This is a genomic window from Bradyrhizobium sp. RDI18, assembly GCF_043203335.1.
Lineage (GTDB): Bacteria > Pseudomonadota > Alphaproteobacteria > Rhizobiales > Xanthobacteraceae > Bradyrhizobium > Bradyrhizobium retamae.
The window spans coordinates 259,673-274,922 of sequence record NZ_JBICRN010000008.1; the positions used below are offsets into that span (position 1 = coordinate 259,673).

Below are 15,250 nucleotides of genomic sequence, written 5' to 3' on the forward strand. Positions count from 1 at the left end.
TGGCCAGGAGCCCTCGCAACCACCAAATGAGGCTTGATTAGCCCGGTTTTCCCTGCCAAACGCTCGAGCCTCATGTCCGACATTGCCGTTACAGACGATCGCCGTCCCGCTCGCCGCTTGCCGATGAAGTGGCGCGGCGGCGCACGTTTGCGATCATCTCCCATCCGGACGCCGGCAAGACCACGCTGACCGAGAAGCTCCTGCTGTTCGGCGGCGCCATCAATCTGGCAGGGCAGGTCAAGGCCAAGGGCGAGCGGCGCAATACCCGTTCCGACTGGATGAAGATCGAGCGCGAGCGCGGCATCTCGGTCGTGACCTCGGTGATGACCTTCGAATTCCAGGACCTCGTCTTCAACCTCTTGGACACGCCCGGTCACGAAGACTTCTCCGAAGACACCTACCGGACGCTGACCGCGGTCGATTCCGCCGTCATGGTGATCGACGCCGCCAAGGGCATCGAGGCGCGGACGCGAAAGCTGTTCGAGGTGTGCCGGCTGCGCGACATTCCGATCATCACCTTCATCAACAAGATGGATCGCGAGAGCCGCGACACGTTCGAACTGCTCGACGAGATCGAAAAGACGCTGGCGCTCGACACCACGCCGATGACCTGGCCGGTCGGCCGCGGCCGCGATTTCCTGGGCACCTACGACGTCGTCAACGGCGGCGTGCGCCTGCTCGAAGGCGGCGGCGCCAAGACCGGCGCGACCGAGCAGATCGATATCGCCGATCTCGCCGGCCGCAACCCCAATCTCGACGTCGCCGAGATCAAGGACGAACTCGCGCTGGTGTCGGAAGCCTGCAAGCCGTTCGAGCTGGACGCGTTTCGCGAGGGCCATCTCACGCCGGTCTATTTCGGCAGCGCGCTGCGCAATTTCGGCGTCGGCGACTTGCTGGAAGGTCTTGGCAAGTTTGCGCCGGCGCCGCGGGCGCAGGACAGCAATTTGCGCAAGGTCGAAGCAGCCGAGCCGCGCATGAGCGCCTTCGTGTTCAAGATCCAGGCCAATATGGATCCGAACCACCGCGACCGCATCGCGTTCGCGCGGCTGTGCTCCGGCAAGCTCAGCCGCGGCATGAAGGCGAAGCTGGTGCGGACCGGCAAGAACATGTCGCTGTCGTCGCCGCAGTTCTTCTTCGCGCAGGATCGCTCGGTGGCCGATGAGGCGTTTGCCGGCGACGTCGTCGGCATTCCGAACCACGGTACCTTGCGGATCGGCGATACGCTAACGGAAGGCGAGGACATCACCTTCGTCGGCGTCCCGAGTTTTGCGCCGGAAATCGTCCGCCGCGTGCGGCTGACGGATGCGATGAAGGCCAAGAAGCTGAAAGAGGCGCTGCAGCAGATGTCGGAAGAGGGCGTGGTGCAGGTGTTCCGGCCCCGCGACGGCGCACCGGCGCTGGTCGGCGTCGTCGGTCCGCTGCAGCTCGACGTGCTGAAGGCACGGCTCGACGCGGAATATTCGCTGCCGGTGGAATTCGAGGTTTCGGAATTCCAGCTCGCCCGCTGGGTCTCGTCCGACGACCGCAAAAAAGTTAGAGGCCTTCATCGCGGCCAACGGTTCGGGCATCGCTGACGACGTCGACGGCGATCCCGTGTTCATGGCCAAGAACGAGTTTTACCTGGGCTATACCAGGGAGCGCGCCGAGGGGATCACCTTCTCCAACGTCAAGGACGTGAAGAAGAAGGCGTAGGGCGCGCTGTCGCTCCAGCCCCAACTGTCGTCCTCCGCGGAAGCGGGGACCCAGTACGCCGTGGCCTATCCATAAATCACTGACGTCTCTGGAATACTTGTATGGGCCTGGTCAATGGTCGTCGTTGCTAGGTCATTGCGTTGATCTCCGAGGAGGCCGACATCTCCGCGGGCCGACCTCAAGACGGGCTGTCCGCCTTGGCGCAGCGACCGTCAAGGGTGGCCGGAGGCCATCGCGTAGCGACGCAGCCCTTGACGGTCGCGAGCTTGGCGGCAGGCTTGAGGTCGGCACGCGGAGATGTCGATGGCGAGATGAGGACGACTTCCGAGGCGAGCCCACCTTGGACGCGATATCGCGTCGCAGACTTGTATTCGGTTGATCGATCGGGATCAGAACCATGATGCATGCATGCGCATCGGGGCGAGCTCCGGGGCGGCGGGTCCATTCTGGGTCGCGGCGCAAAGGCCATGTATTCCTGCGGATCATCGCCACCTCGGATGCCGTTGGCAGACCGCAAGCCGGGCTGCCAAACCGTCAGTGGTGTGGGGTTAAGGGAAGCTGCACGGTCAGGTGCCGACGGGACGCAACTTGATGTCCTCCGTCACCTGACCGGTGGTCACCAGCCGCCACAGGGCGATGAGTAGCTTACGCGCTAGTGCCACGATCATGGTCTTGCGCGTGGTGCGTCGGCCATCGGCGGTGCGCTCACGGAACCAGTTGGCGAGCCGGCTGCCCTTCTGGAAAGATCAGCGCCAGGCCAGTTGGATCATCCCCCGGCGAACCCGGCCGTTGCCGGCGCGGGCCAGTCCCTTCTCGCGCCGGCGCTGACCGCTCTCGTCCGGCGCGCCGGTCAGCCCGGCATAGCGCGCGACAGCTCTGCGATCGCGCAGATTGCGCGACAGAATCTCATTCACCAGCATGTCGGCGGTCTCGATGGCAATGCCCAGAACCCTTGCGATCAGACGAACCATCGCATGGGGTCCTTGAGATGTGGCCGGCGCAGCGGTGAGGCGCTGCAGCCGTGCGCTTTCGATGGCGCGGATCTGGTCGCGCACCAGGCATAGCCGCTCCAGATCGCGGCGCAGTTCCGCCCTGGCATTGTCCGGCAGCGGCGTTCCTTCCGCGGTACGCTGTGTCTCCAGTTGCTGCGCCGCCTTGCGAAGCCTCGGATTGAACCCGCCGATGCCGAACAAGGCGAGGACGGCTTTGACCCGGTTGACGATCCGCGTCTGCTCGCTCACCAGGCTCTCCCGCTCGCGGCCCGGTCGTCGAGCGTCTTCTTCCGCCATGGTCGGGATCGTGGCCATGCTGCAATGGCGCTTCTCACCACGCAGCCAACCCAGCAGCGAACGCATCAGCAGTTCCGTGTCGATCCGATCGCTTTTGACACGCCGGTGCTCGCGAGACACCGCGATGCTCGCAGGATGGATGACATAAGCTTCGATGGCGCGGGCCTGCAGCCAGCGGGCCAGCCAGAATCCATCCCGTCCAGCCTCATAGGCGCAGACGATTCGCTTGATCGCACGTCCCGCCTTGTGCGCTTCCTCGCACCAGCGCTGCAGCAGCTTCAGCAGAGCGTTCGCGTCTGCATCAAGCTTCTTCAGCGGCCGGCGTGTGACACCGGGGATCATAGCTGCAACCAGCCACTTCGACTGGCTCATCTCGATAACTGCAACGAGTGTGTTATCCTGCTCGAAGGCGGTGAGGGACCTGCTGACGTCAAACGGTTGCGACATGGGGTGCTCCATTGCGTGACCACGGCGCCCGAGGTGTCGATACCCTCGCCGCCGCTGACCCTGCCGCCACCCCTCATAGCATCTGGATCGTCCGGTCGAGCCGGACGATGACAGTTGGGGTGAGGCCGGTCGACCGTACATATGCATCCAGTGGATGCCTGCATGCATTCCGAACTCGGATAAATTCCTTGCGCCACTGCGGCTTCCGTTAAAGTATCCATCGGATGCTTTCGAAACAAAAAGGGAGACCGTCCATGACTGATCTCGCAACCTATTTCCGTTGCGGCCCGGTCGGCACCATCGTGATCGACGATGGCAAGGCCAATGTGATGTCGCTTGCCATGCTCAACGCCCTGCATGTGGCATTCGACCAGGCGGAAAAGGACAAGATGGTGGTGATCCTGAAAGCGCGGGGAAAGCATTTTTCCGGGGGATTCGACCTTAACGTTTTCGCGAAGGGCAGCGCCCAGGACCAATATCTGATGGTGAAAGCGGGCGCGGGCTGGCCTTGCGCATCCTCTCGTTCCCGACGCCGGTGGTGGCGGCATGCCAGGGCAACGCCTACCCGATGGGGGCTTTCCTCATCATGTCCAGCGACCACCGGATTGCCGCCGAGGGCGACTACCGGATCGGCATGAACGAGGTCGCGATCGGGCTCACCGTGCCGCGTTTTGCGATCGAGATCGCACGGCAGCGGCTGACGCCGGCCTATTTCAGCAGGGCAGTGATGACCGGGGAGATGTTCGGCCCCGTGGAGGCCGTCACCGCCGGCTTCTTTGACCGCGTCGTCCCGGCCGATGCGCTGGAGCGCAGCGCCGAGGAGACCGCACAGGCGCTCGCCACGCTCAACATGGCCGCCCATGCCGCCACCAAGGCGCGGGCGCGCGGGGCGGTCATCAAGATGATCCGCGCCATGATCGACGAGGACATTACGCCGCAGTACGGCGAGGACCGCGTTGCCAAACAGGCATCGGCCTGACGGAAAGCTTCGGCCCCCGGCAGTGGCGTTGCGTCTCATGCCTTTGTATGAAGGGGACATGACCGCAAAGCCGCGCCGGGCGACCTATCGCCATGGCAATCTGAAATCCGAAGCGCTGAAGGCCGCCACCCGTTTGGTGGCCGCGGCCGGCCATGAGCAATTGAGCCTGCGCGAGGTCGCGGAGGCCGTCGGCGTCGCGCATCGATCGCTGTACAATCATTTCGCTGACCGCGAAGCGCTGCTCGACGCGGTCGCGGCCGAGGCCTACACGAGGCTCGCCGCCATCCTCGTCAAGGCAGAGACGCCACAGGACTACACCGCAAAATATGTCCGCTTCGCGCTCGCCAACCGCGCGCTGTACGCCCTGATGACGAGCCGCCCGCACGCCACGATGAAGCACAATCCGCCGCTGCAGGCCGCGGTTCATAAGGTCATCGCCCAGGCTATGCGGATATTCTGCCAGGATATCGGGAGCCCGGCCGAGCGTCGCCGCGCGGTGATGAAGGTCTACATTACGCTCTATGGCGGCATCTCGCTCTATACCGCCGGCGTCCTCGACCAGCCCAGCGAGAAGGCCCTGATTGCGGAACTGTCCGCCATGAACGCAGGGATGTGAACACCGTCCGCCTTGATACGGGACGAAGCCTGCATCAGCTTAGTTGGGTCGCCTCTTAGGACTTAGGGCCGCATGTTCCGGTGCATCATCGTCTGCCTGATCACCACATTCGTCGGGATGAGCGCCGCCGACGCCCAGTCGCGGCGCCAGATCGACGCCACGCCATTTTCGCACGCGCCCTGCAGCGTGCTCGACGGCCAGCCGTGCACGCCGTCATTTTGCAGCGTGTTCAACGAAGGTCCCTGTATTCCCGAGATCGATTATCCGTTCGGCCAGAATCTGCAACTCACGATCCAAAGCGTGCCTCCACAGGATCAGGCCGCGAAATACCGGAAGCCGGATCATGATCTCGATACGATCGGCGACCTCTTTGCGGCGTTGCGCTCCTGTTGGTCGCCACCACCTTCCGACAACGCGCGCCAGGGCATGCAGATGTCGGTTCGGTTCAGCTTCAAGCGCTCGGGCGAGATCATCGCTACGCCCCGCGTGACCTATGCCACGGCAGGCGTTCCGGCCGACACCCGCGCTACCTATCTCAACGCGATCAATGCGTCGCTGGCGGCCTGTACGCCGTTGAAGTTTACCGGCGGGCTTGGCGGCGCGCTTGCCGGGCGGCCGATCGCGATCCGCTACGTCGACAACCGCGATCTGGGCAAGCAGGCGGAGAAGCCGTAACGGCCGCGTGGCGCATTGCGCACCAAGCCCTTAAAATGATACCCGGATAATCCGGAAAACCAGCCGCGCAACGGGAGACACGTCATGGGACTGCTGGTGTTGATCCTGGGCCTGATCCTGTTCTTCGGCGTCCACACGCTCACCACGCAGCGCAAGCTGCGCGCGCGGGTGATCTCCACGACGGGCGAGAGCGGCTACAAGATCGGCTATGCGCTGGCTTCGATCGCTGGTCTGGCGCTGATCATCTGGGGCTTTGCGCTTTATCGCCGAACGGGCTGGATCGACCTCTGGAACCCGCCAGTGGCGCTCAAGCACATCACCACGGCGCTGATGCTGCCCGCGGTCATCATGGTTGTCGCGTCCTACATCCGCGGCCGGATCTATACGACGCTGAAACATCCGATGCTGACGGGCATCAAGCTGTGGGCGGCGGCGCATCTGCTCGCCAATGGCGATCTCGGCTCGATTATCCTGTTCGGCTCGTTTCTCGCATGGGCGGTGTATGATCGCATTTCGCTGAAATATCGTTCCGACGCCGGCGCCCCGCCGATTCCCGTCGGTGGTCCCGGCAACGATTTGATCGCGATCGCGGTCGGTGTCGTCGCCTATCTGGCGCTCGCCTTCGCGTTCCATCCGGTCGTGATCGGCGTCCCCGTGGTTGGAGCCTAACATGTCCGTGCAATCTGCCATCAAGCGCAAAACGGCGCCGGATATCCGTGCGCGCAAGAACGGCGAGCCGATCGTGATGCTGACGTCCTACCATGCGCATACCGCGGCGCTGGTCGATCGGCACTGCGACGTCATTCTGGTCGGCGATTCCCTCGGTAACGTCATGCACGGTTTCGAGACCACGGTGCCGGTGACGCTCGACATGATGATCCTGCAGGGCCATGCGGTGATGCGCGGCTCGAAGCATGCCCTCGTCGTGGTGGACATGCCGTTCGGCTCCTATGAGGCCTCGAAGGAACAGGCGTTTCATTCCGCGGTGCGGATATTGAAGGAAACCCATTGCGGCGCGGTGAAGCTCGAAGGCGGCGTGCGCATGGCGGAAACCGTCGCGTTCCTGTCCGAGCGCGGCGTGCCGGTCATGGGCCACATCGGACTGACGCCGCAATCGATCAACACGCTCGGCTCGTTTCGCGCGCAGGGCCGCGACGAGGGTAGTTGGGATCCGATCCTGAAAGACGCCCAGGCGATCTCGGATGCCGGTGCGTTTTCGGTCGTGGTCGAAGCGGTCGCCGAGCCGCTGGCGCGCAAGATCACGGAAACCATCGCCATTCCGACCATCGGCATCGGCGCCAGCGCGGCCTGCGACGGCCAGGTACTGGTGCTCGAGGACATGCTGGGCCTGTCGCCGCGGACGCCGAAATTCGTGCGCCGCTATGGCGATCTCGGCCCCGCGATCGAAGCGGCGATCCAGGGCTACGCCAGCGACGTGCGCTCGCGCGCTTTCCCCGGACCCGAGCACGTCTACGAGATGAAGAAGAGCTGACGGGGCGCCATCCATGGACTGGTCGCAGCACTCTATCCCGGCGATGCGGCTCGAGCCGCGCTTTGGCGACCGAATCGTTTCGGTCTTTTGTGAACGGCCCAAGAGCATTCCGGCGATGGTGGCAGAAGCGGTTGCGACCAACCCGGACGGCGAGGCGCTGGTCTGCGGCGCCACGCGACTGACATGGCGCGAGGTCGCGCAGCAATCGGCGCAAATCGCAGCAGGATTTCAAAAACTCGGCCTGCAGCGCGGCGACCGCGTCGCGCTACTGCTCGGCAATAGAATCGAATTCGTGCTGACGATGCTGGGTGCGGCCCATGCCGGGCTGGTGACGGTGCTGCTTTCGATCCGCCAGCAAAAGCCCGAGATCGCCTACGTGCTCACCGATTGCGGCGCAAAGCTCCTGATCCACGAGGCGGCCTTGGCCGATCGTGTGCCCGATGCCGGCGACATTCCCGATGTGATGCGCCGGATTGTTGTCGACGACGACCCGCGACTTTCGCGCTTTTCCGAACTCGCTGACAACGCGCCGCTGGTCGCACCAATCGAGGTCGGCGAAGAGGACACTGCCATGATCCTCTATACGTCGGGCACCACGGGGCGGCCGAAGGGCGCGATGCTCGCCCATTGCACCATCATTCATTCGGCCATGGTGTTCGTCTCGTGCCTGAAGCTTACTGCCGCGGATCGCTCGATCGCCGCGGTGCCGCTCGGGCATGTCACCGGCGTGGTCGCCAACCTCATGACCATGGTCCGTTGCGCAGGCGCGCTGATCATCATGGCGGAGTTCAAGGCGACGGAATATTTGAAGTTGGCGGCGCGCGAGCGGGTCACCTACACCGTGATGGTGCCGGCAATGTACAATCTTTGCCTGCTGCAGCCGGATTTCGACAGCTACGATCTGTCAAGCTGGCGGATCGGCGGCTTTGGCGGCGCGCCGATGCCGATCGCCACCATCGAAAAGTTAGATGCGACAATTCCCGGCCTGAAGCTGATGAATTGCTACGGCGCGACCGAGACGACGTCACCATCGACCATGATGCCGTGCGAATTGACCGCGAGCCACATCGACAGCGTCGGCTTGCCCTGTCCCGGCGCGCAGATTGCCGTGATGGATGCCGAGGGCCGCGAACTGCCGTGCGGCGAGATCGGCGAAATCTGGATTCACGGCGGGTCGGTCATCAAAGGCTACTGGAACAATCCGAAGGCGACGGCGGAGAGTTTTACGGCCGGCTTCTGGCATTCCGGCGATCTCGGCTCGATCGACGAAGAGAATTTCGTGCGCGTGTTCGACCGTCAGAAGGATATGATCAACCGCGGCGGGCTCAAGATCTATTCTGCCGAGGTCGAGTCGGTCCTTTCAGGCCATCCCGACGTGGTCGAGAGCGCGATCATCGCAAAACCGTGCCCGGTGCTCGGCGAGCGCGTGCATGCCGTCGTCGTGATGCGGAATGCCGTCAGCGGCGAGGCGCTGCGCGCCTGGTGCGCCGAACGGCTGTCCGACTACAAAGTGCCGGAAACCATCGATCTGCGGACCGATCCGTTGCCGCGCAATGCCAACGGCAAGGTGATGAAGCGGCAGCTCCGCGAGGCTTTCGCGGCGGCTTAGAGCTTCGGCGCGCTGCCCTTGGGCATCGCGCTCTCGCTTGGCCCGGCGGCGAGCGCGGCACTGTCGATCGCGGCAGCGCTGACGAGCTGCTTGACGTCCAGCAGGGTGAATTGGGCGATACCGACGCGGTCGGCCAGCGTGCCCGGAACGAGCTGCACACTCAACACGCCGTCGCAGTTCGCGCCCTTGGCCTCGGTGAGCATGGCGCCCGGTTCCTTGGCTTTGGTCTGGGCGCGCTTGACGACCGCCACGCAACTGCCGCGCACGGTGTCCCCGTTGAGCTTGACGGCGGCCCTCGGGTCGAGCGGCTTGCCGATTGCTTCGAGCGCAGTTGCGTCCTTGTACTTGCCGCCGACCGACATGATCGAGCCCTTGCGATAGATGTAGTACAGATGCTGGTCGCCGACGATCGTCGGCACGCCGTATTTGCCCATGATCTCCTTGATCATATCCGCCTTCGACGGTTGCTGGTCCGGTGCGAAGGTCAGGTTGCGGGCGACGAAATAGGCGCGGTTGGCACTCGCGGGCGAGGAGAAGCTCGTAGAGAGCATCTCACCGTTCTGTTTCGAACCGGCAGGAAGGCTGAAATTCAAGGCGGCGACGTAACTGGCACCGCCGAACTTCTGCTGCTGGATGTCGGTCTTGGTGTCGGTTCGGCCCTTGAACAGCGAATCAAAAATGGCGCGCGCGGATTCGGCGTTCGATTCGGTCGAGATACCTAAAATGTCGGGGCGCAGTTTGCCCGAGAAGGCCGTCTCGGGCGCCTTCGGCTTGAAGTCGTCGGCCAGTGACGCTGTGGCCAGGGATACCAGGCCGAGGGCAAGCAGCATCGAAACCAGCGCGTGGCGAGGCATGAAACACCTGAAAAATCGGGTACGGATCGACAATGGAAGCGGCCGGGATTACGCCAAACTTTGAACCGCGATGTCAACATTGCCAGCCGATTTCGGAGGCGGTTGCGAGCCGTTGTTAACGCTTTGATCCGCCTCGCTTTGCCTTGCCACCGCCATATCGATAGGCTACGCCCCGGCCATGCGGGATCGGGCACGCGCGACTGCCGCCCAAGCTGCGGTTCCCCGGGGATGGGATATCTTTAAGTGTCTGAATTATTTGATGAAGTAGACGAGGAGGTCCGTCGCGAACAGCTCAAAAGGCTGTGGGACCGATATTCGCTTCTGATCATCGCCGGCCTGATTTTGATCATCGCCGCCGTGGGCGGCTGGCGCGGCTATCAGTATCTGGAGTCCAAGAAGGCGGCCGAGGCGGGGGCGGCGTTCGATAAAGCGGTCGAGCTTTCGGAAGCCAACAAGCATGCCGAGGCCGAAGCGGCGTTTGCCGATCTCGTTGCGAAGGCGCCGTTCGGCTACCGCGTGCTGGCACGGTTACGCCTGGCGGCGGAAGTCGCCAACCGCGATCCGCAGGCCGCGGCAAAGCTGTTCGACGAGATTGCCGCTGACCGCAGCGTCGGCGTCGCCGAGCAGGACCTCGCGCGGATTCGCGCGGCCCAGTTGCTGTTGGAAAGCACCAGCTATCCCAACATGAAAGAACGCCTCGAAGCCGCTGCCGCGCCGGGCGCCACCTTCCGCCATACTGCGCGCGAATTGCTGGCGCTATCGGCCTGGCGTGCCAATGATGCCGCAGCGACACGGCAATGGCTGGATATGATCGCCAATGACGGAGAAACGCCGCCGAGCCTGCGCTCGCGTGCCGAAGCGCTTCAGGCCTTGCTGCCGCCGGTCGCCAAGAGCTGACGCCAGCAAAACGAGTTGGGAAACCCACTATGCGCCGCCCGCAACGTTTGATCGCAACCGCCGTCCTTATCGCCCTTTCAGGCGCGCTGGCAGGCTGTGGCAGCACGGGCAATTTCGATCCGTCCGATCTGCTCGACTTCCTCGACACCAAGAAGAAGCTGCCCGGTGAGCGCAAACCGGTGTTCCCCGAAGGGGTGCCGGGCCTTGAGCAGGGCGTGCCGAAGGATCTCTACAGAGGCGCCAATCAGCAAGTTGATGGTCCTAACGCGGTAGCGGCTGCAGCGCCTCCGCCCGAAGAGCCAAAGTCGAAGCGTGGCGCGAAATCCAAGGGCAAGCAGGCTGCCGCATCCGCCGCTGCGGACCCCGACGCCGCGCCCGAGGAAGACGGCAGCACCGCCGCTGCTCCGCCTGCGCCCAAGCCGGCCAGGATCGTGCGCAAGCGCACCACGGCTCCACCGCCCGACCAATCGGCCGCGCCCGCGCAATCCTCGCAACAATCGGCTTTCCCGGCTCCGATGCCGAGCGGCAGTTTCTCGCGCTGATTTGTTGTTTTCGTTCGATTGACACGCCCTTCAGAAACGGGCGTTTGGATCATTTATGTCCTTTACGATCGCCATCATCGGCCGACCCAACGTCGGCAAGTCGACGCTGTTCAACCGGCTGGTCGGGCAGAAGCTCGCGCTGGTCGATGACGAGCCCGGCGTCACCCGCGATCGTCGCGAGGGAAGCGCGCGTCTCGGCGATCTCGAATTCACCGTGATCGATACCGCCGGCCTCGACGAGGGCGCCAAGGGCTCGCTCACGGCACGAATGCAGGAGCAGACCGAAGCCGCGATCGGCCTGGCCGATGCGCTGATGTTCGTGATCGACGCCCGTGCGGGCCTGACGCCGAACGATCGCGCCTTTGCCGATTTCGCGCGCCGCGCCAACAAGCCGGTGGTGCTGGTCGCCAACAAGAGCGAGGGCAAGCACGGCGAAATCGGCGCGATGGAATCCTACGCGCTGGGGCTCGGCGATCCCGTGCAGATTTCGGCCGAGCATGGCGAGGGCTTGAGCGATCTCTACGACGCGCTCGCCGCACTGATGCCGGAGCCGGCTGAAGAACGGGAAGAGTTCGACGACGACGATATCGTATCGGACGAGGATCTCGCCCAGCGTCCGATCCGCGTCGCCATCGTCGGCCGTCCCAATGCCGGCAAGTCTACGCTGATCAATCATCTGCTCGGCGAGGAGCGGCTGCTGACCAGCGCCGAGGCGGGCACCACGCGCGATTCCATTTCGGTGGAGATCACCTGGCAGGGGCGCGACTTTCGCGTGTTCGATACCGCGGGCTTAAGGCGGCGATCGCGGATCGAGGAGAAGCTGGAAAAATTGTCGGTGGCGGACGCGCTGCGCGCCGTGCGCTTTGCCGAAGTCGTCGTGATGATGATGGATGCGCAGAACCGGTTCGAGGAACAGGATTTGCGCATCGCCGATCTGATCGAACGCGAGGGGCGGGCGATCGTGCTGGCGGTCAACAAATGGGATTTGATGGAGCGCAAGCCGCATCTGATTTCGGCGCTGCGCAGCGATGCCGATCACTGGTTGCCGCAGGTGAAAGGTGCCCCCATCGTCGCCGTGTCCGGCTTGCTGGGCGAGGGCATCGATCGCCTGATGACCGCAATCCAGGATGCCTACGCAGTCTGGAACAAGCGCGTGCCCACGGCCGCGCTCAATCGCTGGTTCGAGCAGGCAGTCGATGCCAACCCGCCGCCCGCAGTGTCGGGCCGCCGGCTGAAGCTGAACTACATCACGCAGACCAAGGGGCGTCCGCCGAGCTTCGTGCTGTTCTGCTCGCGCGCGGACGCCGTGCCGCAATCCTACTTGCGCTATCTCACCAACAGCCTGCGCGAGGCTTTTGACCTGCCGGGCACGCCGATCCGCATCACGCTGCGCGAAAAGGCCAATCCGTTCGCGCATAAGCGCAAGCGGCCGTCATGAGCGAACAGGCGTCCACCGCTGCTGCCGACGATAGGCCGCCGGTACGCAGCGGCGCGGCGGCCTTCATCTTCGTCACCATCCTGCTCGACATGCTTGCGCTCGGCCTGATCCTGCCGATCCTGCCCAAGATCGTGGAGAGTTTTGTCGACAACGACACCGCGACGGCGGCGCGGATCTTCGGCCTGTTCGGCACCGCCTGGGCGCTGATGCAGTTCCTGTTCTCGCCGATCCTTGGCGCGCTCTCGGACCGCTTCGGCCGCCGGCCGGTGGTGTTGCTATCGAATTTCGGGCTGGCGCTGGATTACGTGTTGATGGCGCTGGCGCCGTCGCTGACCTGGCTGTTTATCGGGCGGGTGATCTCAGGCATCACCTCGGCCAGCATCTCCACGGCCTTTGCCTATATCGCCGATGTGACGCCGCCGGAACGGCGCGCCGCGGTGTTCGGCAAGATTGGCGCGGCCTTTGGCGCCGGATTCATTCTCGGCCCCGCCGTCGGCGGCCTGCTCGGCGGCATGGATCCGCGTCTGCCGTTCTGGGTCGCGGCGGGCCTGAGCTTTGCGAACGCGCTATACGGCTGGCTGATCCTCCCCGAGTCGCTGCCGCGGGATCGGCGCGCGCCGTTCCACTGGAAGAGCGCCAGCCCGCTCGGCGCATTGCATCTGTTGCGCTCGAACCGGATTCTCGCTGGCCTGTCGCTGGCGAATTTCTTTGGCCAGGTTGCGCATGTGGTGCTGCCTTCCACCTTCGTGCTCTACGCCACCTATCGGTATGGCTGGGACACGACAACGGTGGGGCTCACGCTCGCTCTGGTGGGCGTGTGCGCCATGGTGGTGCAGGGCGCGGGCGTCGGGCCGATCGTAACGCGCCTCGGCGAGCGCCGCGCGCTGCTGCTCGGGCTCGCTTGCGGCGGGCTGGGATTCTTCATCTATGGCGCGGCGCCGACCGGGCTGTTGTTCTGGACCGGCATTCCCGTTATGGCGCTGTGGGGCGTGGCAGGCGCGGCGATCCAGGCCCTGACGACGCAGCTCGTTGCGCCGGATCAGCAGGGCCAGTTGCAGGGCGCGACCAACAGCGTCAACAGCATCGCCCAGATGGCGGGACCGTTCCTGTTCACGCTGACCTTTGCCTATTTCATCGGCGACCAGGCGCCGGTGAAATTGCCGGGCGCGCCGTTCCTGCTGGCGGCGGCGCTGCTGGGGCTCGCGCTGTTGATTGCGTGGCGTACGCTGAAAAAGTAGGGTGGGTTAGCCGAAGGCGTAACCACCGCTCGCTTGCACTCCGCAATCGGATGAGTCATTCCGGGATGGTGCGTTAGCACCAGACCCGGAATCTCGAAATTCTCAGGTGCGCAATTGCGCACCATAGTTCACGCTTCGCGCGCCCCGGAATGACGGCTACGCCGTCACTTCTTCACCAGCGGACACTCGCTGGCTTCGAGCGGCTTGGCGGCGTCTTCCGCCGAGATCGTGGCGATCTGCTTGTAGTAATCCCACGGTCCCTTCGACTCTTCCGGCTTCTTCACTTCGAACAGATAGGCCGGAATGAGACGGCGGCCGTCGGCACGCAGCGGGCCTTTGCCGAACAGCGGATCGTCGGTCGGCAATTCCTTCATCTTGGCGACGACCTTGGCGCCGTCATGCGGATTGCCGCCCATCGCGTCGAGGGTCTTGAGATAGTGCAGCACCACTGCATAAACCCCGGCCACCGTCATCGAGGGCATCGTGCCTTTCGGTGACACTTTCTGGAAGCGCTTGGACCATTCGCGCGTCTTGTCGTTCAGGTCCCAGTAAAACGATTCCGTGAATGTCAGACCCTGCGCGGTCTTCAGGCCCAACGAGTGAACGTCGTTAATGAAGAGCAGGAGCGCCGCTAGCTTCTGACCGCCCGCAACGATGCCGAATTCGGACGCCTGCTTGATCGCATTGGTGGTGTCGCCGCCAGCGTTGGCAAGGCCAACCACCTTTGCCTTCGAGGATTGCGCCTGCAACAGGAACGACGAGAAGTCCGACGTATTCAGCGGATGCCTGACTCCGCCCAGCACCTTGCCACCGCTGGCGGTGACAACCGCCGAGGTGTCGCGTTCCAGCGCATGTCCGAACGCGTAGTCTGCGGTCAGGAAGAACCAGCTATCGCCACCGGCCTTGGTCAGCGCCTTGCCGGTTCCGTTGGCTAGCATGTAGGTGTCGTAGGTGAAGGAAATCGTGTTGGGCGTGCAGGCCTTGCCGGTGAGATCGGCTGTGGCTGCGCCCGAATTGAGCAGGACGACGTTCTTGTCCTTGACGAGGTTGCTCACCGCGAGCGCGACGCCGGAGTTCGGTGTGTCGGCGATGACGTCGACCTTGTCGTTGTCGATCCACTGCCTGGCGATGTTGACGCCAACGTCGGGCTTGTTCTGGTGATCGCCACTGACCAGATCGATCTTCCAGCCCTTGGCGGCGAGGCCGGAATCGTCAATCGCCATCTTCGCTGCAGCCACCGAATTGGGGCCGCCAATGTCGGCATAGAGGCTCGACATGTCATTCAGCACGCCGATCTTGACGGTCTTGTCCTGGGCCAGTGCTGGCGTCGCGAGGGCGAGTGCGGCAAGCGCCACGGAAGCGGCGAAGCGCCGCGCCATTCCAGTCGTCATGGTATTCCTCCAGAAATGTTGTTCGCCGGCTCTCTTTTCGGAACCTGCCAGCGGTCCTGCGATAGTCCTTCTCGAAACCGCGGGCAAGGCA

The 15,250-nt window shown here is 63.9% G+C and carries 14 protein-coding genes and 1 pseudogene; 12 read left to right on the forward strand and 3 right to left on the reverse strand.

All coding sequences use genetic code 11. The annotated features are described in order from the left end of the window. Positions 1–72 precede the first annotated feature (72 nt). Positions 73–1,692: pseudogene (locus ACFXS9_RS09910) on the forward strand (peptide chain release factor 3). A 746-nt stretch (positions 1,693–2,438) separates the two neighbouring features. Here ACFXS9_RS09910 and ACFXS9_RS09915 read toward each other — a convergent pair. Then, entirely contained in the window at positions 2,439–3,428 is a 990-nt protein-coding gene (locus ACFXS9_RS09915) for a transposase (RefSeq protein ID WP_392688096.1), read from the reverse strand. Positions 3,429–3,682: 254 nt separating this feature from the next. On the opposite strand from ACFXS9_RS09915, the gene ACFXS9_RS09920 reads away from it, so the two are divergent. The 7 genes from ACFXS9_RS09920 (at position 3,683) to ACFXS9_RS09950 (ending at position 8,799) form a co-directional block, all read left to right on the forward strand. Next, positions 3,683–4,066, forward strand: coding sequence for a hypothetical protein (locus ACFXS9_RS09920; protein WP_392688099.1), 384 nt, complete (start codon positions 3,683–3,685; stop codon positions 4,064–4,066). Beyond that, positions 3,967–4,407, forward strand: coding sequence for a crotonase/enoyl-CoA hydratase family protein (locus ACFXS9_RS09925; RefSeq protein ID WP_392699705.1), 441 nt, complete (start codon positions 3,967–3,969; stop codon positions 4,405–4,407). The genes ACFXS9_RS09920 and ACFXS9_RS09925 overlap by 100 nt, the downstream gene beginning before the upstream one ends. Positions 4,408–4,465: 58 nt before the next feature. Continuing rightward, positions 4,466–5,023, forward strand: coding sequence for a TetR/AcrR family transcriptional regulator (locus ACFXS9_RS09930; protein WP_392688101.1), 558 nt, complete (start codon positions 4,466–4,468; stop codon positions 5,021–5,023). Positions 5,024–5,095: 72 nt separating this feature from the next. Continuing rightward, positions 5,096–5,698 carry a hypothetical protein gene (locus tag ACFXS9_RS09935; protein WP_392688104.1) on the forward strand — a complete coding sequence of 201 codons (603 nt, stop codon included), beginning with the start codon at positions 5,096–5,098 and terminating at the stop codon, positions 5,696–5,698. A gap of 84 nt (positions 5,699–5,782) precedes the next feature. Continuing rightward, complete coding sequence (locus ACFXS9_RS09940; protein ID WP_392688106.1) at positions 5,783–6,367, forward strand: NnrU family protein; 585 nt, start codon at positions 5,783–5,785, stop codon at positions 6,365–6,367. 1 nt (position 6,368) lies between these two features. After that, entirely contained in the window at positions 6,369–7,190 is an 822-nt protein-coding gene (gene panB / locus ACFXS9_RS09945) for a 3-methyl-2-oxobutanoate hydroxymethyltransferase (protein WP_057846379.1), read from the forward strand. Between the two features lie 13 nt (positions 7,191–7,203). Continuing rightward, positions 7,204–8,799 carry a class I adenylate-forming enzyme family protein gene (locus tag ACFXS9_RS09950; protein ID WP_392688109.1) on the forward strand — a complete coding sequence of 532 codons (1,596 nt, stop codon included), beginning with the start codon at positions 7,204–7,206 and terminating at the stop codon, positions 8,797–8,799. Here the strand turns inward: ACFXS9_RS09950 and ACFXS9_RS09955 are convergent. Further along, a complete protein-coding gene (locus ACFXS9_RS09955) occupies positions 8,796–9,629 on the reverse strand; it encodes a hypothetical protein (protein ID WP_392688112.1) in 834 nt (277 codons plus the stop codon). The genes ACFXS9_RS09950 and ACFXS9_RS09955 overlap by 4 nt on opposite strands. Positions 9,630–9,896: 267 nt before the next feature. On the opposite strand from ACFXS9_RS09955, the gene ACFXS9_RS09960 reads away from it, so the two are divergent. From ACFXS9_RS09960 to ACFXS9_RS09975, 4 genes are read left to right on the forward strand one after another with little or no spacing between them, the layout of a single operon-like run. Continuing rightward, positions 9,897–10,550, forward strand: coding sequence for a tetratricopeptide repeat protein (locus ACFXS9_RS09960; protein WP_392688114.1), 654 nt, complete (start codon positions 9,897–9,899; stop codon positions 10,548–10,550). Between the two features lie 29 nt (positions 10,551–10,579). Continuing rightward, positions 10,580–11,092 carry a hypothetical protein gene (locus ACFXS9_RS09965; RefSeq protein WP_392688116.1) on the forward strand — a complete coding sequence of 171 codons (513 nt, stop codon included), beginning with the start codon at positions 10,580–10,582 and terminating at the stop codon, positions 11,090–11,092. A gap of 55 nt (positions 11,093–11,147) precedes the next feature. After that, positions 11,148–12,530 carry a ribosome biogenesis GTPase Der gene (der, locus tag ACFXS9_RS09970; RefSeq protein ID WP_392688119.1) on the forward strand — a complete coding sequence of 461 codons (1,383 nt, stop codon included), beginning with the start codon at positions 11,148–11,150 and terminating at the stop codon, positions 12,528–12,530. Further along, positions 12,527–13,768 carry a TCR/Tet family MFS transporter gene (locus ACFXS9_RS09975; RefSeq protein ID WP_392688122.1) on the forward strand — a complete coding sequence of 414 codons (1,242 nt, stop codon included), beginning with the start codon at positions 12,527–12,529 and terminating at the stop codon, positions 13,766–13,768. Before der ends, ACFXS9_RS09975 begins: the two co-directional genes overlap by 4 nt. A 164-nt stretch (positions 13,769–13,932) precedes the next feature. Here the strand turns inward: ACFXS9_RS09975 and ACFXS9_RS09980 are convergent, their stop codons facing one another. After that, entirely contained in the window at positions 13,933–15,159 is a 1,227-nt protein-coding gene (locus tag ACFXS9_RS09980) for an ABC transporter substrate-binding protein (protein ID WP_392688125.1), read from the reverse strand. Between the last annotated feature and the right edge of the window lie 91 nt (positions 15,160–15,250).